The sequence below is a fragment of the Streptosporangium sp. NBC_01469 genome, from assembly GCF_036227305.1.
In the GTDB taxonomy this organism is placed as follows: Bacteria; Actinomycetota; Actinomycetes; order Streptosporangiales; family Streptosporangiaceae; genus Streptosporangium.
Genome location: NZ_CP109465.1, coordinates 10,048,159 through 10,070,109 on the forward strand (window position 1 = coordinate 10,048,159; position 21,951 = coordinate 10,070,109).

A 21,951-nucleotide genomic window follows, 5' to 3' on the forward strand; every position below is an offset into this window, starting at 1 on the left:
GGTCACGGCTCCGCCGGCCGACGCCGGGGACGACATCACATCGGTTGAGCACCAGGTGCATGAGGTGGTGAAGGTCACCCACCTGCAGTGCCCAACGAGCCGGTCAGACGATCGTGATCTGGGGTGGTCGGCCCTCGGGGAGGAATGGAACGATCAGTGGCACCGGCGCGTGCGGGAAACCACACACTCGTTCGCGCCTGGCCGCGGCTATGGGAGCAACGCGGCTCAGCGACGCTCGAAGGGATTGACTCCCCAAGGATCGCGGTGCGGCTCGCCGCGCGTCTGAACCGTCCGATTGAACCGTCCGATCCCTTCGCGTACGGTCCAGGCCCTCACGCCGTCCGCGTGCTGAGCGGGAGACGGAGGACGAAGCGTGCTCCGCCCGAGGACGCGTCCTCGACGTGGAGGGTGCCGTGGTGGGCGCGGGCGATGTCACGGGCGACGGCCAGGCCGAGCCCGGTGCCGCCGCGGTCGCGGCTGCGGGCGGTATCCAGCCGGGCGAAGCGCTGGAAGATGCGCTCGCGCTCCGCTGGAGGCACGCCCGGACCGTCGTCGGTGACGCTGAGCTCGGCTATGCCTCCGGCTCGGCGCACTGTGACCACCACGTCGCGCGCGGCGTGCCGTTGCGCGTTGTCCAGCAGGTTGTCCAGCACCCGGCGGATCTGTTCCGGGACGGCGTCGGCCGTCATGCCGGCGGTGAGGTCGAGCCGTGCCGGGTGCGGATCGCCGAGGCGGCGCGCGGTTCCGGCCTCGGCCAGTATGGCCAGGTCGACGGGCTCCAGGGCGGTGGGCGGTGCCGCCCCGATCCGGGCCAGCATGAGGAGGTCGCTGATGATGGCCTGCAGCCGGTCCACATCGCCCAGGGAGTGTTTCACCAGGTCGGCGAGGTCGGTCTCGTCGGGGTGAAGTTGCGCCTCCTCCAACGTGACCCGTAGCCCGGCCAGCGGAGTGCGCAGTTCGTGCGAGGCATCGGTAGTGAAGCACCGCTGGCGGTCGAGCGCCTGCTGCAACGACGCGGTGACGCGCTCCAGCTCCGCGGATATCGCGTGCTCGCGGGTGTAGCGGCGGGCGTTGTCGACGCACACCGCGGCGCGGCCGACCAGTTCCTCGGCCAGGGCGAGATCGTCCTCCTCGAACTCGTCCTTGCCCGTGGCGCGATAGAAACTCACCACCCCGAGTGTGACGCTCCGGGCCCGCATCGGCACCGTGATGAGCGAGTGGATGCCCTGCTCACAGATTCTCCGGCCGCGCTCGGGATCCTGTGCCGGCCATCCGAAGGTGGTGGACAACACCGGGTCGAGCACCGGCTGCTCGGTGGCGAGGCTGCGCCCCTGCGGCGTGGACGGGAGCGGGTGGATGAGTGCGCCAAGCTGGTACAGAGCGGTTCCCTCCCCGATGCCCGCGAAGGCGACCCGGCGCAGCCCCGCGTCCATGCTGCCGGGCTCGTCGCCCCGCAGAACGCAGTCGGTCAGGTCGACGGCGACGTAGTCGGCGAACCGGGGGACGGCGACCTGGGCCAGTTCCTCGGCGGTCCGGGTGACTTCTAGGGTGGTGCCGATGCGGGAGCCCGCGTCGCACAGCAGGCTGAGTCGCTCGCGCGCCCGCAGGGCGAGCTGGCCGATGCCCGGCTCGCTCACGGCGAGCAGCCACTCGTCGGTTCCGGTCACCTTCCTCCCCCGTTCGGCCAGGCCTCCTGGCCGTCGGTGAGCCTCGCCTTCACCGCGATGGCGGTGGAACCGATGATCGGCTGGGCCACAAGCGTGGCGGTGCGGCCGTCCGAGATGGCCATCTTCACCACCGCCGCCCGGCCCTGCGCGACCAGCCTCACGGCGGCGTCCTCCAGGGCGAGCCGATCACGGCGGCACAGGTCCAGGGGCGTGGAAGCCGTCGCGAAGCCTCCCTCTGGCGCCCGGAGGAACTCCTCCATCAGGGCCCGCTCGTGTTCGACCACCATTTCGAACAATCGCCGCTCAACGGCGGCGGCCGATCGCCGGGCCAGGACCATCATCTCCGCGTTGGCCGTGTCGTTCAGGCAGACGACGCTGATGGCCCCGTCCACCCGCCCGCTGAGCGGGTGGCGTATCGGGGCACCCACGCCGGTGAGCCCGCGCAGTTCCTCCGCGAAGTGCTCATTGCCGGTGACCTGGCAGATTCGCCGTTCCATCAGCGCCGAGCCGAAGGCGCTGGTGCCCATGTCCGCCTCGGCGAAGCGGAACCCGGGCGCGGCGCCGACCGCGTCCAGAGTCCGGCGCAGGGCCGGGTCGCCCTCGTTACGCAGGAACAAGACCCCACTCGCATCGCCCAGGAACACGGTCACAGGGGTGCCCATGATGACGTTGAGCATCCGCTCGAACACGGGCCGTGCCGCGCGCACCACCCCGCAATCGAAATCAAGATCACCGGACAGGCGCGGCCGCACGGTGCTGGGCGTGAGTCCCGCCTCCTGGCACCGCCGCCACGAATGCAGGGTCGCGGCGCGTACCTCATTCCCCGTGAGCTTCCCCTCCAGGAACCACTCCACGAGCTTCTCGTCGGGCCCTCCCCCGTCATCCCAGCCATCTGCCATCCGGCTCACTCCAGAAACTTCCACACGGTGAGCTTCATGCACCCTGCGTCCAGAATACGGAGGAACCACATCTCCAATCTCATATTCTGGCAAAGAAATGTCAGGTTCTGGCCTTCCCCTGCGGAGGTCGCCATGTCCGCGCACCCTCAGATGCGGATGCCACCGGAATGGGCCTTGCCCCAAGGCGGAGCAGGAGACCCGCTTCGAGATGGCCGCGGTCGCCGATCTCAGGTCGGCGACCGCCCGCTATCCCGCCGACACCGATCTGCGGTCGTTCGTCACCGACCTCCGGAGCCTCAGCCCCCGCTTCGCGGAACTGTGGGACACCCACGTCGTCGGCATCCACGAGTCGGACCACAAGATCGTCCACCACCCCGACGTCGGCACGCTCACGCTCGACTGCGACATGCTCACCGTACCGGGCAGCGACCTCCGCATCATCACCTACAGCACCGCCCCCGACACCGACTCCGCCGACCGGCTGAAGCTCCTCAGCGTCATCGGCACCCAGACCATGTGGCCGTCCCGATCCTCCCGATGAAGGCCTGAGCGATCGTCTCGCGCGGCGGAGCCGACAAACGCCTGCTCGCAAGGGGCGGAGCGTCGCGGTCAACGTACCGGGTCGCCGGGCGTGACAAGTTTCGCGGCGGCGGACTTTCGCCGTTTTGGAACATGGCCGACACTGAACAACATGTCGAGACGCACGCTGGCCTGGTCGGGTATAGCCGTGGCGCTGGTGGTACTGGCCGCGCTGGGGTGGTATTTCATCGCGGTCGGCCTGGATCGTGCCGATAAGCTCGCCAGCGTTCTCGGAGCCTTTGTCGGACTACTGGGGCTGGGGCTGGCGGTTTATGGCGTTGTTTCCTCGCGCCCAGAAGAGGCCGAGCCCGAACCCGAGCCCGGCGATGTTCACAACGAGATCAGCGGCACCGTGCACGGTAATGCCGTGCAGGCCAGGGATATCGACGGCGGTATCACCTTCGGTGCTCCAAAGCCTCACAGAGCGCAGGACGTGGACTGACCGCCCTTCACCGAGACAGTGATCAGATCCCACCGACAGCACCGGCCAACTGCCCCCGTACCAACCGGCACCTCAGCCGTAGATCACGAATCGTGCGTATGCGAGCCCGCCGTGATCGACACTCCGGGCATCTCAGATAGGGTCCTGGCCTGCGATGACACCGGCGCTTCCGCCCTCTTCTCATTAAATATGAGAGTTCCTGATATGAGAAAACCCCATGTGCACTGTTCATGCCATGGTGTTCTCAACGTCTTCGGAGTCCGCTGACCACCGGAATCGATCACCGATGAGCTGGATGTCGGAACACGCAGCCATGGCACAAATCTGAAAAAGTCCGTTTCGGTCCGCATCTAGCCGATACCCATCCACCCAAGGTCGACTCGGCGTCAAACCATCGTAACCCTACGTATTAAAAACCAGCGAAGCAGCGCGACGAACACTTTTCACTCAGTCCGTTTTCCTCCCGTTTCGGACCAGCCGTTTGTTTTTTCAGCTATTTTTGGGCGACAATCTACTCATTCCGTTGTCCCAGAGAAGCGTCCAACATATGCTCCGCACAGGTGAAACGTACAGCCAAGCCGAGTGGAGGCGGGCATGGCTCGTTCCTGGGAGGCCGACCCTTTCGCGTCGTTCGAGCGGCGATTAGGGAAGTCGGCCAAAGAGTTGGATCATTCGGACGGTCGTGACGAGTGCCCTGATATCTGGCAACTCAGCAACGGTGACATCGCGGTGATCGGCAGGGACCTCACGGCCGCCTACAGTCCTCACCTGCCGGAGGGCGTGTCCCTCGCCCCAGATGAGCGACTGGTCGTCATCCCCGGCATCATGCTCAGCGCGGCGAAGCCGGACATCGCCGATGCTTGATCCCTGTGCCCCTTTCGTCGTTCCCACGCAGAGCGTTCCCGCGCAGGGCGAGAAACTCGTCAGGGAGGCCTACAGACGCGACTTCCGGCAACGGGATGCGCTGATTCGCAACCGTGACTCCTGGAAGTTCGAGCGGCGGCAGCACTTCGAGGAACAGGGCAGTCCCAGCCGTGACGCGTTTCGCCGAGGTGACTGGGACGAGGCGCTGCGGCTTCTCAACGAGAGACGAGACGACCTGCTCGCGCTCACCCGGGAGGACGAACGGCGCGGCTCCTTCTTTCACCGGGTACGGGTGGTCGAGACGCCGCTCACGCCATACATTCGGTGGGAGCTGCACTCGCTGCGGCTCCGCGCCGAATGTGGTGAGAGAATCCGTGTGATCGGCGTGGAGAAGGTGGCGGCCTCGGAGAAGGCCGCTCCGCTGCCGGAGGTGGTCATCCTCGGTGGCCAGACCCTCTACCACGTCCTCTACACCACGGCCGGCGTCCCGGACGGCGCGGTTCGCTACACCGATCCCGGCTTCATCGCAGGTTGGGAGAAATACATCAAAGACCTCTATGAGGGCGGGGAAGATGTGATTTCCTACTTCGACCGCGAGTTGGCCCACCTTCACTCGCCCAGGACGAAGATGGAGTAGGCGTCAAAAGAACCGGAGAAGGAGAGGAACGCCCCGGCGGTTCGCGTTCCGAACTGTCGGGATCCTCTCGTGATGTCGTACAGGCCAGGGACGTCAGCGGTGGAGTCCACTTCCACGAGCACGGCAAACCGGGCCGGAGCGACTCCACAAACCTCACTCCACGGCAACTACCGGCCGATGTGCGCGGGTTCGTCAACCGCACCGACGAGTTCGAAGAGCTGAACACGGTTCTTGTCGGCGAGGACGGCGATCCGCGCGTCATCTCGGTGTACGTGATCGCCGGGACCGCGGGCGTGGGAAAGACGTCACTCGCGCTGCGCTGGGCCTATCAGGTCCAGGACCGCTTTCCCGACGGGCAGCTCTACATAAATCTCCGTGGCTATGACCCGGGAGAGCCGGTCACCGCTCAGGAGGCCCTGCACCGTTTCCTGGTCGCGCTCGGCGTCCGCGCCCATTCCGTGCCACAGGACCCCGACGCCGCCGCCGCGCTCTACCGCTCGCGGCTGGCCGGCCGCCGGATGCTGATCGTTCTGGACAACGCGGCGACGGCGAAACAGGTCCGCCTTCTGCTGCCCGGCAGCGCGGGCTGCCTGGTCGTCGTCACCAGCCGCAGCCGGCTGTCGGGTCTCGCCGTACACGATGGAGCACACCGGCTGACGCTGGGCACGCTGCCCGAACCGGAGGCCGTCGCCCTGCTGCGGGCCGTCACCGCCGGATACCGCCCGGAGGACGACGAGGAGAAGCTCACCGAGCTGGCCCGGCTGTGCGCCCGGCTGCCGCTCGCCCTGCGCATCGCCGCCGAACGCGCCGTCAGCTACCCTCACATGCGGCTGGACGACCTCATCGCCGACCTGCGGGACGAGTCCGCTCTGTGGGATGCCCTGAGCACGGGAGACGACGAAGAGGCCGGAGCCGTCCGTACGGTGTTCGCGTGGTCCTACCGCGCCCTGCCGGAGCAGGCCGCCCGGCTGTTCCGCGTGCTGGGCCTTCATCCGGGCCCCGAGTTCGGCCTCCACGCTGCCGCGGCCCTCGCCAAGCTACCCCCCGGCCGGACCCGGCAGCTCCTTGACTCCCTCGTCGGCGCCCATCTGCTTGAGCAGACGGCGCCGGACCGTTACCAGTTTCACGACCTGTTGCGTGCCTACGCCGCCGACCAGGCACAGCAGGAGGAACCGCCCGAGGAACGGGAGGTCGCGCTGCGCCGGGTGCTGGAGTGGTACCTACACACCGCCGACGCCGCCCAGAGCTGGATCAATCCCGCCGAAGCCTGGGTGGAACTCGCGCCACCGACGGACGGGGTGCGTCCACTGACCTTCTCCGACTACAACGCCGCCGTCGACTGGTCCGAGCGTGACCACACGAACCTCCTGCAGGCGATCAGAAGCGCCGCCTCGACCGGACAGGACCGGCTCACCTGGCAGCTGTCGGCCGTCCTGTCGAACGCGCAGTCTCCTTCGGCACCGGTCGCCGGCTGGCTGGCCGTGGGCCGCTTGGGATTGGCGGCGGCCGGACGGCTGGGTGACCGCGTCGCGGAAGGGCAGTTGCTCACGGAGCTGGGCATGGGATACACCCGGATCAATCGTCTGGCCGAGAGCCTCGAATGCCACCGGAACTCGCTGGCGATCTGGCGCGAACTGGGTAACCGGCTCGGCGAGGCGCACTCGCTCAACCTGATCGGGCTGGCGCATCTCCGCACGAGACGACTGGACGACGCCGCAGGGCACTTCGAGCAGGCCGCCGTCGCCTTCCGGGAGCAGGACTCCGCTCACTGGGAGGCCACCATGCTGTCCAACCTCGCCAGCACCCACTACCACGCGGGCCGCCTCCCGGAGGCCGCGGACGCCGTCCGGCGCGCACTGGCGGCACACCGATCCCTGGACAACCAGCGCGGTGAGGGCAACGTCCTGCGCCTCATGAGCGAGCTCCAGCGTGAACGGGGAGAGGTGGAGGAAGCCCTGAAGTCGGCTCAGGCCGCGCTGGACATCGCCCTCGCCCTCCGCCACAACCGGCTGGAGGGCTTCTGGCTCATTACCCTCGGCAACGCCCAGCAGGCCGGCAGCCGGTTCGCCGACGCACTGGACTCCTACCACCGCTCCGCCACGCTCCATCGCCGCCTCGGTGACCGCAGCCGGGAGGCATTGGCCTGGCATGGCGTAGGCGAAACCTATCGCCACCTCGACCGTCACACGGAGGCGGCCGACTTCCACCGCCAGGCCGCCGCGGTCCATCACGAGCTCGGCGACGCTTGGAACGAGGCCCTGGCCCTCGACGGCCTGGGTGCGGCCCTGCTCGACGAGGACCTGGAAGCGGCTCATCGGCACTGGACGGAGGCGCTGGGCCTCCTGTCCGGCTACGACGACCCACGGGCGGTGGCGGTACGCGACCGCATCGGGCTGCGGATGACGGAGACAGGCTGAGCCGGCCAGAAAATATGCATGAGACCTGGCCGTTCACCTTCGGCGGCCAGGTTACGGAAGACAGGACATACAAAGGGAGAACCGGCGTCGATCGGTCATTCGAGCACGTCGAGGTGGCCGAGATGGTCGTACATACGTTCACCGACAGCGTGGGCGCGCAGTTCGGCGAACGTGGGTACGGTGACTTCCAGCTGAACCGCCAGGATGCCGGCGCGCTCAGCCAGATCGGCCCGGGTACGGACTCCGTACAGGCGGGCCATACCAAGGACTCTTTCCAGCACGGCACGACGACGTAGCCCGGCATCGTCACACCACAGCTGCAGAAAATGGTGGCTTCGCAGTTGAAAGGAACCCACCTGGCTCAATGGCAGTTTCGGGGATCCGCCGAACGCGCCCGGGGCCAGGACCACCCGCCAGACGGCGTTCGGCAGTTCCTGAAGCCTGCCAGGGCCAAATTTTCTGTCGGCGAGCCATTCAGTCCATAGCTCGCGTGGGTTCACCCGGTCCACCGTGTCGATCCTCGCCCGGATCGCCGGAACGTCATGGCAGACGGCCTCCATGAAATCGTCCCGGCCGGAACCGGTATCGGTATAGGCGAGCAGGGAGCGGTCGCTGGTCTCGATCAGATAGGTGGGCAGGTAAGCATCCCGTGCCGCGACGCCTCTGATCTCCCTGAGCTGGGCAGGAAGGTTGTAGTCGGCCCGATCGGGACGGGCGGCGAGGTCGTCGACCATCCGGGAGTGGAACGCCGTCTGCGCGAACAGCGAAAGGAACCGCGTACGGTCCTCCAGCAAATCCTGCGGGACGTTCGGGTTGGGCAGCACGGTGAGTGATCCCCGATGGTAGCGCTGTGGCAGCGGCCTGCCGGTGAAGCGTTCGATCAGCACCTTCTGCCTGTTCTCCTTCGGGGTGTACCGCACGCCCGCCCGTACGGACCGCAGCCCCAGCTCGGTCAGCCTGACCTCCTCGTGGCCGCTCACCGTGAGATGGCCGATCACGGTGAGGAAGGCGAGACAGCGGTCCACCAGAGAGGGCTCCAGGCCGAAGAAGGCGACCAGTTCGTCCCGAGTGCCGATACCGCCCTCCGCGAGGGCGCGGGCCAGGAACCGGTCGATGACCTCGTAGGCCTGCTCGTCGTAGACGTTCGCGGTGACCTCCACCTCCCACAGGGGCCATGAGACGGCGAAGAGGCGCACCGGCCGGACTCCGGGGACGGTGACGGCGTGCTCCACGGCACGCCGGGCGGGGTAGATGGCGCGTGTCGTCATGAGAACTCGTCGAGGCGGTCGAGACGGGCGGCGACCTCGGCCGAGGGCCTCAGGTCACCGACGCGGCGGAGATGGTCCATCATCTGCCGCACCAGCACTCGGAACCCCTCGTCCCTGGCTGCGGTGAGGGTCGTGGTGTCCCCCACCAGCACGAGCTGCCTCCTGGCCCGGGAAACGGCGACGTTCAGCCTCCGCAGTTCCTTCAGGAATCCCACCTCTCCACGCGCGTTGCTGCGGGTGAAGGCGTAGACGATGAGATCACGCTCACCTCCCTGGAAGGAGTCGACCGTACCGACGTTGTCCGCCACCTCGGTGCCCTCACCGAGCACGCGAGCGAGTCCGGCACGGATACGCTCCACCTGCGCGCGATAGGGCACGATCACCGCCCAATCCTTGTAATACCGGGTGTATCCGGCCACCAGCCGCACCACGATGTCGGCCTCCAGCCGGTTGACGTAACCGGGTCGACTGCCCGCTTCCTCCGCTCGCTCGATCGCCGGTCTGTCGCTGGTATCAATCATCGCGAACGGGCTGGCGAAGATGGGGTCGTCGTGCCTCCCGGCATGGTCGGTGCGGAGTACACGTTCGTAGAAGGCCGCCGACACGAACTCTCCGACCTCACGCGGCATCCGTCGCTGCACGGTCAGCATGACCTGGTGGTCCGCCGACACGGCTCCGTAGAGCCGCTCGAAGGCGCTTCTACGCAGCACGTCGGCGACCTCATTCGCGTCGGCGGGCGGCAGGTCACCGTTCCGAGCCAGGTTGTCTCCCCATTCGCGTACCTCCTCGTCAAGGTACGGCGGAAGCTGCTGGTGGTCGCCCACCAGGATGGCGCGCTTCCCCCGGACCAGGGGAACGAGGAGGTTGGGCGTGGAGATCTGGCCGGCCTCGTCGACGATCACCAGGTCGAACTCCAGCTCGGCGAGCAATTTGGTGGTCGCGGTGCCTATGCAGGTGGCGGCCACCACGTCCGCGTAGCGCACCAGCTCACGCTGAAGGTCCTGCTCGGCGTCGCCGATCCTGGCCCGCCATTCGTCCAACAGGGCGGCCCGCGTCCGAAACATCGCCACGACCTGTCCTAACCGGTCACGCAGCGCCTCCCAGCCTGCCAGGTCCGCGGGTGGCCGTCCGTCCGGCAGCGACTCCTCCGAGATCGGGGTGACGTCCGCGACGATCGACCGCAATGATCTCGCGGCCTTGGACACCTCGTCCATCGCCTCCTCGCCGTCCCGACGAGCGGTGTCCCTGGCCGCCATCAGCCGAGCCGCCTCCGGATGAGCTGCGATGAGCCTCTCCGCCTCGACCTGTTCCGCGCGACACGCCGTCTCGGCTCGCGTCACCTCCTCGGTGGCGAGCACGAACTCCTGCCGGACCGCATGCAGCCGGGCCAGCCGACGGCCGGCCAGCCCGCGGTAGAAGAACGCGAGCATCCCCGAAGCCGTCCGGGCCTGGGCGCTCGCGTGCCGCCGCTCCCAGGTCTCCCGCCGGGCGTCCAGCCGCTCGGCGGCGGCGCGTGCGGCGGTGAGACGGCTGACGGCATCGGTGATCCGATCGGCCTGGACCGGCTCCAGCCGGTGGATGGCCGCGTCGAGACCGGCCGCGTGTTCCTGTTCCTCCCGCTCGGCCGTGCGGGCGGTCGCGAGAGACTCCGTGAGGTACGCCAGCCGGCGGCCGGCCGCGTCCCCGTCGCCCGTGAACGGCGCCAGGCGCGAGACCGTCCCCTCTGTGGAGGCGCGAATCCGTTGCCGCAACGCGGTGACGTGACTCTCCACCATGAGATCGCGGGCACGGCCGGTGATGACATCCTCGTTGCCGACGCGCACCGCCAGGAGGTCCGCGGGCAACTGTTCCAGGACATTGTCGACGGCCCGGTTGGTATGCGAGGTGATCAGCACGCGTTCGCCCCGTGCGGCGCACGCTACCGCGATCTCGGTGATCGTCCTCGTCTTGCCGGTGCCCGGCGGCCCTAGGATGAGCAGCAGGTCGGGCACGGCGAGTGCCCGCTGGAACGCCGACAGCTGGCTGTCCTGGTCGAGCACCCCACGCGGCCGATCCTGGGGATCCACCCCGAAAGAGGCAAGGCGCCGGTCGACAAGCCAGCCGAGCAGCCCACGGTTAACCACATCTCCCCGACGCAGTGCGTTCACGGTGTCGGCCTGCGCCTGGAACACGCGGTCACTGGGCATCACTACGAGGGCCCCCTGGGCGGGGATGCGGCCGTAGTCGACCGCCGTCTCGAACCGGATGAGCACGTCCAGCCCTTTCGCCCTCACCACCCTGCCCTTCAGGTCGGGCTGGTCGGTGAGATACACCACGGCCCCGGCCGCCAACGTGGCGGGACGCACCAGGCCGAAGACGTACATGCTCTGGGCGGAGCGCCGCTCCTCGCGGACGCTCTCCCTGCTCCGGTAGTGGACGGGCGGCGCCTCGCGCTGCCGAGCGACCTCGATGTCCCGGCCCGCCTCGATGACCTGGGCCATCCGGTCGAGGTACGCGGTGTGATGCGGGGGCAGCGACGGCCGTTCCGGCTCGGAGGAACCGACACCGCCCCAGGCTCGCCGCAGCAGCGGCCAGTGCGCCGACATCCCGTCCGGCACGTCGCGCAACTGGTGGAAACCCTGCCAACCGGCGGAGCAGTTCAGCAACAGGGCGCCACGCAGTAGCCGCTCCTCCTCCCGGAAGCCACGCGGGAACGCGGTTCCGAGATTGTAGGCGTCCCCGCGCCGGGTCACGAAGAGCCAGGCGACATGTGTGTCGGTGTAGACGACGAGACGGTCCGGATTCTCCTCCAGCCTGGCGGGCAGCGCTCCCATCCTGGACAGCCGGGCCATCTCCTTGATCAGTTGGTCCGGCCGCAGGTGTGGCGCCAGCCGACTTCGTACCTTCTCCGACGGGATCACCGCTACCGGACCCGGCAGGGACACCAGCGAAACCGTCACGAAAACCCTCCTTGGGAGATTTCCTTCCGTCCCTGTCGTAGTGCCGCGGCGAGCATCCCGATCCGCTCCGGGCGACGCCGTGGATCGGCGTCGAGGGCGCGCGCTAACAGCTCGTCGGCGACGGAGGGGAACCCTCGTACGGTGACCCGCATCGGCGGGGATCCCCCAGGCAGGGGCGGATGGCCCGTCACCGTGTGATGGACGACGGCGGCGAGCTGGTAGAGATCGGTGTGCGCCCCCGGCTTCGGGGAGTGCGGGCTGAAACGCGCCTGCTCGGGCGCGCGGTAGCCGTCAGTGCCCTCCCCTGGTCGCGGCGGCCAGGCCGCCAGTCCCACGTCTCGCAGCACCGGTTCGCAGGCCCGGCCGGTCATGACGATCGCGTCGGGGCTCAACTTCCGGTGGCTGTGACCTCGCCGGTGGAGCTCGGCGAGCGAATCGGCCAGCCGCGCGGCCGCGTCCAGGACCGCCGCGACCGTGAGGTGGTCAAGCGGCCCGTCGCCTGGCCCGAAGACCTCGCGCCAGACCGGCCCCGGGGGCAGTTCCGAGGCCACGGCGATCCCGCGAGCCGGATCCTCATAGTGGCCGAGCAGCCGGGGCAGTCGGCGCACGCCCAACATGCTGGAGAGCAGCGCCGCCTGGTCCCGCAGGGCACGCCGGGCATCGGCCGAGGCGGGACCGTCACGGAGCATCGTGATCTGACGCAGCCGTACTCGGGCGGACGCGGGTTCGATACGGTCGGCGGTCGCCTCTCGCCACGCCCATGACCGGTCGGGGCTGAAGGTCTCGGCCGCGTCATCGTGCAGGAGGTAACAGTCACCCCCAAGACGTAGCTCCTCGCCTCCACGCCAAGGAATGTCCGTCGGGACGGGACCCGCTAGCGGCATGAGGGGCGGATCGACTGGCTCGGCGGGCCGATATGGGTCGTAGTAGACCCTCCTGACGGTCGCCGCCTCGGGGAGGTCGAGGCGGCGACGCAGCCCGCTCTCGTCCCACAGCTCGATGGTGATGCCGGTCTCCGTCTGCTGCTCCTGCCTCCAACGCTGCCACCATCGCAGTGTCGGAGCGTCCAAGCTGCAGGGGATGCACAGCACCCATTTCTTTATGACATAGCCTTCTTTTTCCGCGTATTTCCGGGCCGACGCGAAGGATTCCCTGACCTGTCTCTTCTGGGATTCCCCGAACCCGTTGATGAAGTATTTCGCCTGCCAGTCCGTGATCTCATCGTTGAGATCTCCCACCAGCACGTCGATGCCCCAGTCACCGGGATTCGCCTGAACCGGCACCGCCTCCTGCCCGGTGACCGCCGAGACGAGCGAGACGAGCATCTGCTCGAAGTCCTCCCTGGCCCCCGCCTCACCCCTGCGCTGGCGGTGTGCCAGGAAGTCAATGGGATGCTCCCCCGCCCCGAACCCATGGCTCATCGCGGTCCTTTCGTCTCTCGTGGACTCCTCGTCCACCTCGGCCTCCGAGCCCATCGGGCCAGAGGCTCGGCATCTCCTCACCCGCGTCCGGGAGGCGCACACCGATCCCTCACCGCACCACCGGTCGATCCCGCATTACCAATCCGTTGTACATCAACGACACGTAATTGAAAGAGGCGCCGACCGGTTCACCGCAAATACCACGAGACTAACCATGCCAATAGCGACATTTAGCACAAGCACAAATGTCATTGATAAGTCACTTAATTCTCTTGAACAACACGGACGACGGCAGGCAACGGCCACCCCGCACCGATCCGGTGACCTCCACGGGCCTGGTGACGACGCGGCCGGCGGACCAGTACGCACCGCCCCTGTCTGCCCTCTCCCTCTCAACGCACGTCCGTTTTCGGCCACGCGGAGGGCGACGCTATCCGGCCGACGCACTCCATCGAGCTCATCCGCACGCCGCACCCGAGCGATACGGGTTACCGGCCGACGTCGTTCCGCAGGATCGATCCGGCGACCCGCTCGACGGTGGCGAGCAGGCGCACCGGTGGCAGGGTCAGGTCGATCGCGTGCTGCGTGATCTCGATCCCCGCGCCGTGCACCACGTGCCGATACGGCTCGGCGCTCCCCTCGGCGTACACCAGATGACCGCGATCGAGACCGAGCGCCGTGCAGTACGCCAGCATCTGATAGAGATCCGCACCATGGCCGTCGGGTCCTGTTGAGATCTTGTACTTGCTGTCCACCACCGCGGCGGGAACCTCTTTCCCCGCGGAGTCGATGACATAGCGCACCAGGTCGGGCTTGAGCAGAACCCGCCGCCCGTGATCCAGGTGGTGGCGGCGGTCTTGCGACTCGGTGCGGCCACCGGACGGGCGGAACGCCTCCGCGAGGGCCACGGTCACGAAGTCCTCGAACACCCGCCACATCTCCACCAGCAGGCCGTTCACCCGGACGGCCGTTCCGTCGTCCAGCTCGTAGGAGGCTCCGCGGAGCACGAGCTCGGCCAGCCCGAGCGCGGTCTGGTAGCGCGCGTTGATCCGGCTGGGACGCCACACCGGGGACGGCTGCCCCGGCACCGGCGGCGTGACCCCGGCCAGCCTGGCGATGGTGTGCCGTAACGTCTTGCGGGTCGATACGGCAATGCCGGGCAATCGCAGCAAGCGGGCGGACGCGGCCAGCAGCAGCCGGTTCTCGGCGATATCGACGGTGTAGTCGTCGTAGCGGACCTCGACCGGCAGCGGGAGCCCGTACCGGCGGCGGATCTGGTCGGCCTCCCGGATCCGGCCCCGCACGACCGGCAGTGCCTCCTCCACTTCCCGGTAACCCTGCAGCACTCCCTGTCGCAGGGCGCGGTCGACGGCCAGCGCGTAGGCGTGCGCGAGCGCCGGAAGCAGATCGGGGTGCTCCCCCGCGTTCACCTCCTCCTGCCGCCACCCGCGCGGCCGGCTGGCGTACCCGAGAAGGAAGAGCACCCGGTCGATCGGAGTCTTCGGGGTGATCCGCACCTCGACGCCACCGATGACCGCCGCGCCCACGTATCCGTTGTCGCGGACCTTCCACAGTCCCGGCCTCGGTCCGGGGCCCATCCGTACGACCTTCGCCGCCGCCAGCGCCGCCACCTGCTCGGTGGTCAGCTCGTACTCGACCGGTGGAGCGCCCTCCTTCAGATCGATCACCGATCGAGCCCCAGCCGGTGCCGGAGTACGGACAGGCCGTACCGCTCGGCGACGTCGATGCCGTCGCCGTAGTGGTGCTCCTCCAGCAACGGCAGGATCTGGGTCCGCCAGACCCGCTCGAACCCCTTGGTGTCCCGGTGGATCGCCGCCCGCATCAGGTACGACGGGCCGATCTTGAAGTCGCGGTCCTCGATCCGGGCGTTGAGCTCGGCCAGCAGGCGGGCGGCGGCGTCGGGCAGTTCCTTGCGCTCCAGCCATCGCCCCAGCATCTCCCGGGTCGGCGTCTCCTCCGGGTGCAGCTCCACGAACGCGAAGCGGCGCCGCATCGCCGCGTCCACCAGCGCGATCGACCGGTCGGCGGTGTTCATCGTGCCCAGGATGATCAGGTTCTCCGGCAGCGTGAACGCCTGGCCGGTCCCCTCCGCCGAGGAGTACAGCAGGTCGACGGCCTTCTTCCGATACTCCAGCAGGAAGTACAGTTCCCCGAAGATCTTCGCGAGGTTGCCCCGGTTGATCTCGTCGATGATCAGGACGTACGGCTCCTCGGGATGCTGCCGAGCGGCGTCCACCAGCCGCAGCAACGGACCGGGCAGCGGCTTGAAGGTCACGCCCTGTCCGTCGGCGGTCTGCACCGGCCGGAAGCCCTCGAAGAAGTCCTCGTACGAGTAGGCCGGATGGAACTGCACGAGCTTGACGTTCTCCGGCTTCCCGCCCACCAGGAACTGGGCGAGATGCTGCGCGAGGTACGTCTTCCCCGTCCCCGGTGGCCCATAGAAGATCAGTTGCGGACGGTCGCGGAGCAGTTCCACGCACTCCTGCAACCACTCCTGGTCGACGAGCAACTCTTCGGCCAACTCGGCACCGGCATCCGGCAGCACCAGGTCCCGGACAACCGCCGCCCTGTCCGGCTCGGGCCCGACCAGCGCCTCCAACTCCTCGACGAACTCCGTCAGGTCGAGCACGTCGTGCTGGGTGGCCAGCTTCGCCGAGATCTCATCCGGCAGGTCGTCGGCGAAGTCGAGTGGGGCCTTCGGGTTCAGCCACTCGACCGGCCGCTGCAGGTTGGCCCGGTTCTCCACGCTGGCCCGGAACGCCGGACCACCCTTGATCTGGCCGAGGTAGACCTTTCCCCCATCATTGCTGAGCACCAGATCGTCCTCGCGCATCCGCGACAGGAACGCGTGGAACTCGGCGGTTTTCTTCAACCGGTCGTTGTACGAGCCGTGTGCGTAGTCCTCGTCCACCGCCGCCCGGATCGCCTCCTGCGTCGTCCCCGGCGGCGACTCCCGGAGCTTGGAGGCCGGAAGCGAGCAGTATCCCTCCGCCAGCCAGTCCCCCACCAGACTCACCCCGTGCACGTTGGACCCGCGCACCAACCACGCGCGACGCGGACGCTCCGGCCCGTCGCCGTCCTCCGCGTCATCGTCCACCAGTTGCCGCAGGTCGGCGCCGGAGATCCGTCGCTCCTGCGGCACCATGCCGAGCAGCGCGTCCAGCCCGTCCGCGGTGAGCAACTCCTGCCACTGCTTCCGCAGCCGCTCATCGGCATGCGCGTCATCCGGAACACCACCGTCGGAATCCAGCACCCGATGCCAGCCCTCGGGCCGTTCCCCCTGGAACAGCCGTATCAACCACGCGCCATCGAGACCGGTCTGCGCGGCCAGGTCTCCGGCCGCGACCCAACTTCCCTCCGGTACGGCCTCCGCCAGCCGTTTGGCGGACTCGAACCCCGCCTTGTGCTGCGCCCAGTACTGGTAACCGGCATGGGCTTCCACGGTGAAGGACGAGACGTCGAGGTGGCGCTTGACGGCGATGCGGCCGAGCGGCGTCAGATACCAGCGGCGATGCGCCTTGGTGACCCAACCGGATTTGACCAGGCCACCGCTCTTCCACTGCAGAGCGAGCTCGGGCCTGTTACTCGACTTGCCGCTCTCGTTCCACTGCTCGTCCACGTCCGGCAGCCGCTTCTTGATGAGCGGCCACATCTCGGAGACGGGCAGGCCGTCGGGGTACTCGGCCAGTAGCCGAGCGGCCATGAACAGAATCTGCCGGGTGAGCTCCATCCGCGATGCCATGGTTGGATCATCGTCGCGTCCACCCTGACCATTACATCCTGAACCAGGTGACGACTCTTGGCTGCCTGCCACTTCTGCGGTCAATGGCCGATTCCAGTTCCCGGAAAGTAGCCACTCCACTCCCATGTGTTACGAAATGATGCCTCCATGCGTCCCCTCGCCCCCATGACGGGCTACATCGATGAGTCGATTCACACCGAAGCCCGGCTCTACGCGGTTGGGTTGGTGCTCGCGGATCCCGCCATCGCCGAGGACGCCAGAACGCGACTTTCCGCCGTGACACCTACCGCTCGCGCACCGCATTGGTCGCAGGAAGACAAGAAAACCCGCGCTGCGCTGATCCATGAGGTCGAATCTCTGCCGATCTCAGCACGGGTATACGGCTGCCGCTTCGAACGGCCCAAGCGCAAGGAAGCCGCACGCGCCCGAGCCCTGACCTGGCTGGTGAACGAGCTGCCGAGTCACGTCCGCCGCATCGTGCTGGCAGAGCGCGAGATGAACCAGGATCGTCATGATCGGAGAGTTCTCGGAGGACTGGCAGGCCGACCGGCGCGTTTCGAATATAGCCACGCCCCGTCCGCGAAGGAGCCGCTTCTCTGGGTGGCGGATGTGGTCGTCAGCAGCACAGCCAAGGTGCTTGCCCTTGATGAGGGTCCCGCGACATGGGAACTGGGAGCAGTGCTGTCGTATGTCGGATGCGAACCTATGCGACTCGATGAAACGCGAAAGCCGGGCCACCACCTGCGGAGGTTAACCCGGCTTCACTTCATGACCCCGAGCGGGCCATGCATCACCTATTGTAGTCATGCCGTTACTCATGTCAAGCAACTTTGCGCAAGTCCGGACGGAAGCCCGTGGATCAACTGCTTCAGACAGGGTGGAGCTTCCGAAAGAACATCAGGATCGGCCCGGAAGTCGGAGATCACTTGCTCGACCACCGACAGTAACTGCTCAAGGCCGGAGACCACATGCACTCCGGGCTTCTTCGCGTACTCCCGAGCCCAGTCGTGTTCCAGAAGCTGGTCGGGCATCACCACGGGACGGCCGTGCTCAAGAGCCAGCCGGGCCTGGATGCGTGCCCCGCTCTTCCAGGGCGCCTCGACCACCACCGTGGCCGCGGCGTAACCACTCACCACCGCGTTGCGCATCGGAAAGCTCTGCTTGCTGGGCGGTGCGTCCGGCCAGAACTGGCTGATCACCGCGCCTTCGTGGGCGATTCGCTCCTGCAGAGCGCGGTTCTCGTTCGGATAGAACCGGTTGATCCCGGTTCCGATCACGGCCACCGTACGGCCATGGGCGTCGAGCGCCGCCTGGTGCGCGGCGGTGTCGATGCCCCTGGCGAGCCCGCTGACCACGGTCACACCGTTCAGAGCCAGCTCTCTCGCCACCGCTGAAGCGATCCGTAATCCTCGCTCACTCGCCTGGCGGGTGCCGACGACGGCGATCGCCCGTTGATCCTCGACGAGGCCACCTCGCGAGAACAGCAGCGGAGGCATCTGGTGGATGCTGCGCAGCCGACTCGGGTAATCAAGGTCAAAGCAGGCGTGAACCCCGATACCCGCCGCTTCCCAACCCTCCACCAGCTCCGCCGCATCCGCGATCGCGGACACCACGGGATCGGATGCGGGGAACAGGGTCTCCTGCAGCCTGAGCCGGGATTCGAGAACGGTCACCGCACTGCCGGACTCCAGCACCTCAAGCCCGATGTCCTGCCACTTCGCCCCAGGACGCTGCAACAACGCCACAAGAGCGGCACGTTCGCGCAGTTCCGGAACCATGCTCCCGATGCTACTGGTGTACGAGAGCAATGCCCCGGTGCTTACCTCTCTCAGTCTCACCACATCTCCTTGAACGACACCTCTGTCGTCGGCGCGGTCAGACCGATCACGCGACACCTGCATCTTGGCGGCGACGTCAGACGGTCATGATCGCGAACGCCTTCTTATGCGGTCCGCGGAACGGCGGTGAGAGATCAGGCGGCGAGGGCGTGATTGAGGTGGTCGTGGAACTCACGAACCATGATGCTGTCCCCGTACGGCTCCAACTGGCTGGCGAACCGCCGAATCAGCTCGACCGAACGGGTGGAGGCCAACGCCTTCGTCTCCGGGATCGCGGCCCGTGCGGAGTCGAGGGCCTGCTCCAGCTCGCCCATTCCCAGGTATGCCTCGGCGGCATGCACTCGATTGAGCCGGGTGGACCTGGGGAGGCGCTCACCGAACGCGGCCACGGCCGCTTCCGCATAGTTCACCGCCCGTATGTGATCGCCGAGCAGCCGCCAGCAGTTGCCCGCCTCCGCGTTCAGCTCAGCCTCCTCATACCTGCTCGTCCACACCGGGTCGCGGTCGGTGGCCCCCTGAACGTGGATGCTCTCTGCCTCAGCGAGCAGGCGTTCGACCTGCTTTCCACTGTGGCCGTCACGGGTTTCGGCCGGTCTGGACTGCAGAGCCGTTGCCCAGGCCTCCCTAGTCAGCATCAACGCCATGACGCGCGGGGGTGCCTGCGCCCTGCGGGCGGTGTCGGTCGCGGCCCGTGCCAGCCACACCGCCAAGGTGGCCTGATCCAGGTGAATCGCCTGGCGGGTCAGCGTCGCCAACACCCAGGCGCCTGTCAGCGAATCGTCCCCCGCCTTTGCCAGCCGCAACGCCTGGCCGAAGTGCTGCTGTGCCTGGCCGTGATGACTCAGGTCGAAGGCCGTCCAGCCCGCCAGCCAGGTCATTCCCGCCGCCGCCGTCATCAGCACCGAACCCACCCGGTCGTCATAGCGGCCCCGCAGCAGCGGAGTGACCGTCTCGTTCAGGTATCGCACGACCACCGGACGAACCAGCCCGGCACCGAAGCGCTGATCTATCTGGCCGAACACCTCTCGTGCCTCGTTGATCCGGGCGACGTCGGCCGGGCCCACCGTGCACCTGACCCCCTGCTGCGCGACCGTCCGAGGAGCGGTGGCGTAGTTCCAGGACATCAGCCACTCGCCGAGCACCGAGGGCACGAACGGCAATGAGGCCAGTAAGTGACGCCGGGACGCATCCATCTCGTACCTCCACAACAACGCGGCCGACTTCACCGTAGCCGCCGTCGAGGTGTCGCCGTACTCCGTGATCGGCCACGATGATGTCTCCCCGAAGGACCAGCCGTCTATCCACCGCTCGACTTCCAGCGCGTCAACCCCGAACGCGGTGGCGATCCGGGCCCGGTGAGCCGCTCGCACGCCCTGCTCTCCACGCTCCGGTGCCTGTCAAACTGGGTGACACAGGTCAGGCTGCAGCGTTCTGTGCTGATTGCTCCGTTTCGATCTTGGCTTCTGGCTGGTTGATCCAGGCACGTTCGGGTAGTCGGGGCGGGGTGGGCATGCGTCGGAACCGCTCGGGGTTGGCGGCGTAGGCGGCGGCCAGGACCCGGGCGCGCTCGGTCTGGACCTGGCCGACGGTGTCGTGGTGGACCGAGGCCGGCGTGTGCAGAGCGATCCCCGAATGCCGGTGCTCGTTGTTGTAATAGGTGAAGAACCGCCGGCAGAACTGGCGGGCGTCCTGGATGGACCCGAAGCGTCCGGGAAACGCCGGGCAGTACTTCAACGTCCGGAAGTTCGCCTCCGAATAGGGATTATCGTTCGATACCTTCGGCCGGGAATGTGACTGGTCGATCTTCAAGTCGGTGAGGAGCTGGCCGACGGTTTTCGATGTCATCGGGGTACCCCGGTCGGAATGGATCGTCTTCGGCGTCGATCCGCCGTTCCGCTCGATGGCATTCTTGATGAACCGTTTTGCGAGGTGGGCGTTCTCGGCGGGCCAGGTCTCCCAGTGCACGACGTACCGCGAGTAGATATCGATCATCACGTACAGGTTGTAGACGACCCCCTTTTCGGGTCCTTTCAATTTTGTTATGTCCCACGACCAGACCTGGCCGGGGCCATCGGCGACGAGTTCGGGTTTGACCTTGGCGGGGTGGGTGGCCTGGGCGCGCCGGTCGCCGGTCATGCCCTCGGCACGCAGCAGCCGGTACATGGTGGAGATGCTGCACAGGTAGGTGCCCTCGTCCAGCAGGACCGCCCACACCTGGGCAGGTGCCTTGTCGATGAACCGCCGCGAGTTCAGCGTCTCGATCACCTCGTGCGCCTCTTCTCGCGACAGTTTCGCCGGATGGGCCGGACGCGGCCGCGCCACGGGAGGTCCCGGCCGGGGGTTACGTGATCGGTGCACGGTCGACCGGGATTTCCCGGTAATATCGCAGGCGTATTTCGTGGAAGTCAAGGGCTCGAGTTCGGTGAACGCCCCGTCGATCACTTCCGTGGCTTCGTGTCGGAATCCGCGCTCTCGGAGAGCATTTCCAAGAGCGCGTGTGCTTTTCCCATGATCTCCAGCGCGGCTTCCGTCGTCGCCAGTTTTTTGGTGAGTCTCTCGTTCTGCGCGCGCAGCTTCTCGTTCTCGACCTCGGCGGCCGACTTCGACGGTTTGCGGACCTTCGGGGTCAGTGCCTCCAATGCGCCGTTCTTGCGAGCTTTGCGCCATTCGGTGATGTGCGAGGTCAGTAGCTTTTCCCGGCGCAGAAGCGCGCCCGAGGCGCCGGGCTCGCCGTCGGCCAGCAGCCGGTCGTACTCCTCCAAGATCCGCAGCTTGTAGTCCGCGGTGAACGTCCGGCGCTTGGGCCGGCCGCCGCCCGAGGGCTTCTTGGAGCTGCTCACCTGGACATCATCTCCCGGCTCGGGCTCCAGGTCGGTCAAGCTCAACGTCACGTCAGAAACATCCAGTTCTCGCCCTACTCATGCCATGCAAGGTTAGTTTGTCCTTTTGTGTCACACCAGTCTGACAGGGAGGGCTCCCACCGCGCCCAGGTCGTCGGCCCCACCCCGACCGCCTCCGCCGCCGCCCCCTGACTCAGCCCGCGCTGCCTGCGTGCTCTGGTCAGCTCCGGACGCCCTTCGCCCCGCCGTGGCCCACCCACAACCGCCCCCCTGAAGTAATCGAACGACTACTCATTGTCATGTCAGCAAGCCTCGCCGCGCCACCATGCGCAGCGAAACGACCACCAAACGACCACCTCAGGCGCGCTGCTCACTCC

General features: G+C 67.3%; 16 protein-coding genes. 5 read left to right on the forward strand and 11 right to left on the reverse strand.

Annotation, left to right across the window (positions count from 1 at the left end; translation table 11 throughout):
* Window positions 1-332: 332 nt before the first annotated feature.
* Together OG587_RS43890 and OG587_RS43895 are read right to left on the reverse strand one after the other, a co-directional pair.
* Window positions 333-1,667, reverse strand: coding sequence for an ATP-binding protein (locus OG587_RS43890; RefSeq protein WP_329084781.1), 1,335 nt, complete (start codon window positions 1,665-1,667; stop codon window positions 333-335).
* Window positions 1,664-2,566 (reverse strand): hypothetical protein, encoded by a 903-nt coding sequence (locus OG587_RS43895; RefSeq protein WP_329084782.1) that lies wholly within the window; start codon window positions 2,564-2,566, stop codon window positions 1,664-1,666. Before OG587_RS43895 ends, OG587_RS43890 begins: the two co-directional genes overlap by 4 nt.
* Before the next feature lie 97 nt (window positions 2,567-2,663).
* Between OG587_RS43895 and OG587_RS43900 the strand changes: the two genes are divergently transcribed.
* The 5 genes from OG587_RS43900 to OG587_RS43920 all read left to right on the forward strand — a co-directional run bounded on the left by OG587_RS43900 (window position 2,664) and on the right by OG587_RS43920 (window position 7,505).
* Window positions 2,664-3,107 carry an MmyB family transcriptional regulator gene (locus OG587_RS43900; protein ID WP_329084783.1) on the forward strand — a complete coding sequence of 148 codons (444 nt, stop codon included), beginning with the start codon at window positions 2,664-2,666 and terminating at the stop codon, window positions 3,105-3,107.
* Window positions 3,108-3,197: 90 nt separating this feature from the next.
* A complete protein-coding gene (locus OG587_RS43905) occupies window positions 3,198-3,587 on the forward strand; it encodes a hypothetical protein (protein WP_329084784.1) in 390 nt (129 codons plus the stop codon).
* 594 nt (window positions 3,588-4,181) lie between these two features.
* A complete protein-coding gene (locus tag OG587_RS43910; RefSeq protein ID WP_329084785.1) occupies window positions 4,182-4,451 on the forward strand; it encodes a hypothetical protein in 270 nt (89 codons plus the stop codon).
* On the forward strand, window positions 4,444-5,088 hold the full coding sequence (locus tag OG587_RS43915; protein WP_329084786.1) for a DUF6879 family protein: 645 nt from the start codon (window positions 4,444-4,446) through the stop codon (window positions 5,086-5,088). Before OG587_RS43910 ends, OG587_RS43915 begins: the two co-directional genes overlap by 8 nt.
* A 179-nt stretch (window positions 5,089-5,267) precedes the next feature.
* Window positions 5,268-7,505 carry an ATP-binding protein gene (locus tag OG587_RS43920; protein WP_329084787.1) on the forward strand — a complete coding sequence of 746 codons (2,238 nt, stop codon included), beginning with the start codon at window positions 5,268-5,270 and terminating at the stop codon, window positions 7,503-7,505.
* Window positions 7,506-7,600: 95 nt separating this feature from the next.
* Here OG587_RS43920 and OG587_RS43925 read toward each other — a convergent pair whose 3' ends face one another.
* The 9 genes from OG587_RS43925 to OG587_RS47435 all read right to left on the reverse strand — a co-directional run bounded on the left by OG587_RS43925 (window position 7,601) and on the right by OG587_RS47435 (window position 21,834).
* Window positions 7,601-8,773 (reverse strand): hypothetical protein, encoded by a 1,173-nt coding sequence (locus tag OG587_RS43925; protein WP_329084788.1) that lies wholly within the window; start codon window positions 8,771-8,773, stop codon window positions 7,601-7,603.
* The gene (locus OG587_RS43930) at window positions 8,770-11,712 is read right to left on the reverse strand and encodes a DEAD/DEAH box helicase (protein ID WP_329084789.1); all 2,943 of its coding nucleotides are present in this window, start codon (window positions 11,710-11,712) and stop codon (window positions 8,770-8,772) included. The genes OG587_RS43925 and OG587_RS43930 overlap by 4 nt, the downstream gene beginning before the upstream one ends.
* On the reverse strand, window positions 11,709-13,133 hold the full coding sequence (locus OG587_RS43935) for a hypothetical protein (protein WP_329084790.1): 1,425 nt from the start codon (window positions 13,131-13,133) through the stop codon (window positions 11,709-11,711). The genes OG587_RS43930 and OG587_RS43935 overlap by 4 nt, the downstream gene beginning before the upstream one ends.
* Window positions 13,134-13,621: 488 nt before the next feature.
* Entirely contained in the window at window positions 13,622-14,821 is a 1,200-nt protein-coding gene (locus OG587_RS43940) for an McrC family protein (protein WP_329084791.1), read from the reverse strand.
* Window positions 14,818-16,896: an AAA family ATPase gene (locus OG587_RS43945; protein WP_329084792.1), complete on the reverse strand. Its 2,079-nt coding sequence runs from the start codon at window positions 16,894-16,896 to the stop codon at window positions 14,818-14,820. Before OG587_RS43945 ends, OG587_RS43940 begins: the two co-directional genes overlap by 4 nt.
* Window positions 16,897-17,711: 815 nt before the next feature.
* Window positions 17,712-18,674, reverse strand: a complete 963-nt coding sequence (locus tag OG587_RS43950) for a DNA-processing protein DprA (protein WP_329084793.1) — start codon at window positions 18,672-18,674, stop codon at window positions 17,712-17,714.
* A 194-nt stretch (window positions 18,675-18,868) separates the two neighbouring features.
* Window positions 18,869-20,104, reverse strand: a complete 1,236-nt coding sequence (locus OG587_RS43955; protein ID WP_329084794.1) for a hypothetical protein — start codon at window positions 20,102-20,104, stop codon at window positions 18,869-18,871.
* Window positions 20,105-20,150: 46 nt separating this feature from the next.
* Window positions 20,151-21,613 (reverse strand): IS3 family transposase gene (locus OG587_RS43960; RefSeq protein ID WP_443075356.1). Its coding sequence is split into 2 segments (ribosomal slippage): window positions 20,151-21,239 and window positions 21,242-21,613, totalling 1,461 coding nucleotides; the frame shifts between segments, so codons are not numbered across the junction.
* A 35-nt stretch (window positions 21,614-21,648) separates the two neighbouring features.
* Window positions 21,649-21,834 carry a helix-turn-helix domain-containing protein gene (locus tag OG587_RS47435; protein ID WP_443075357.1) on the reverse strand — a complete coding sequence of 62 codons (186 nt, stop codon included), beginning with the start codon at window positions 21,832-21,834 and terminating at the stop codon, window positions 21,649-21,651.
* Window positions 21,835-21,951 lie beyond the last annotated feature (117 nt).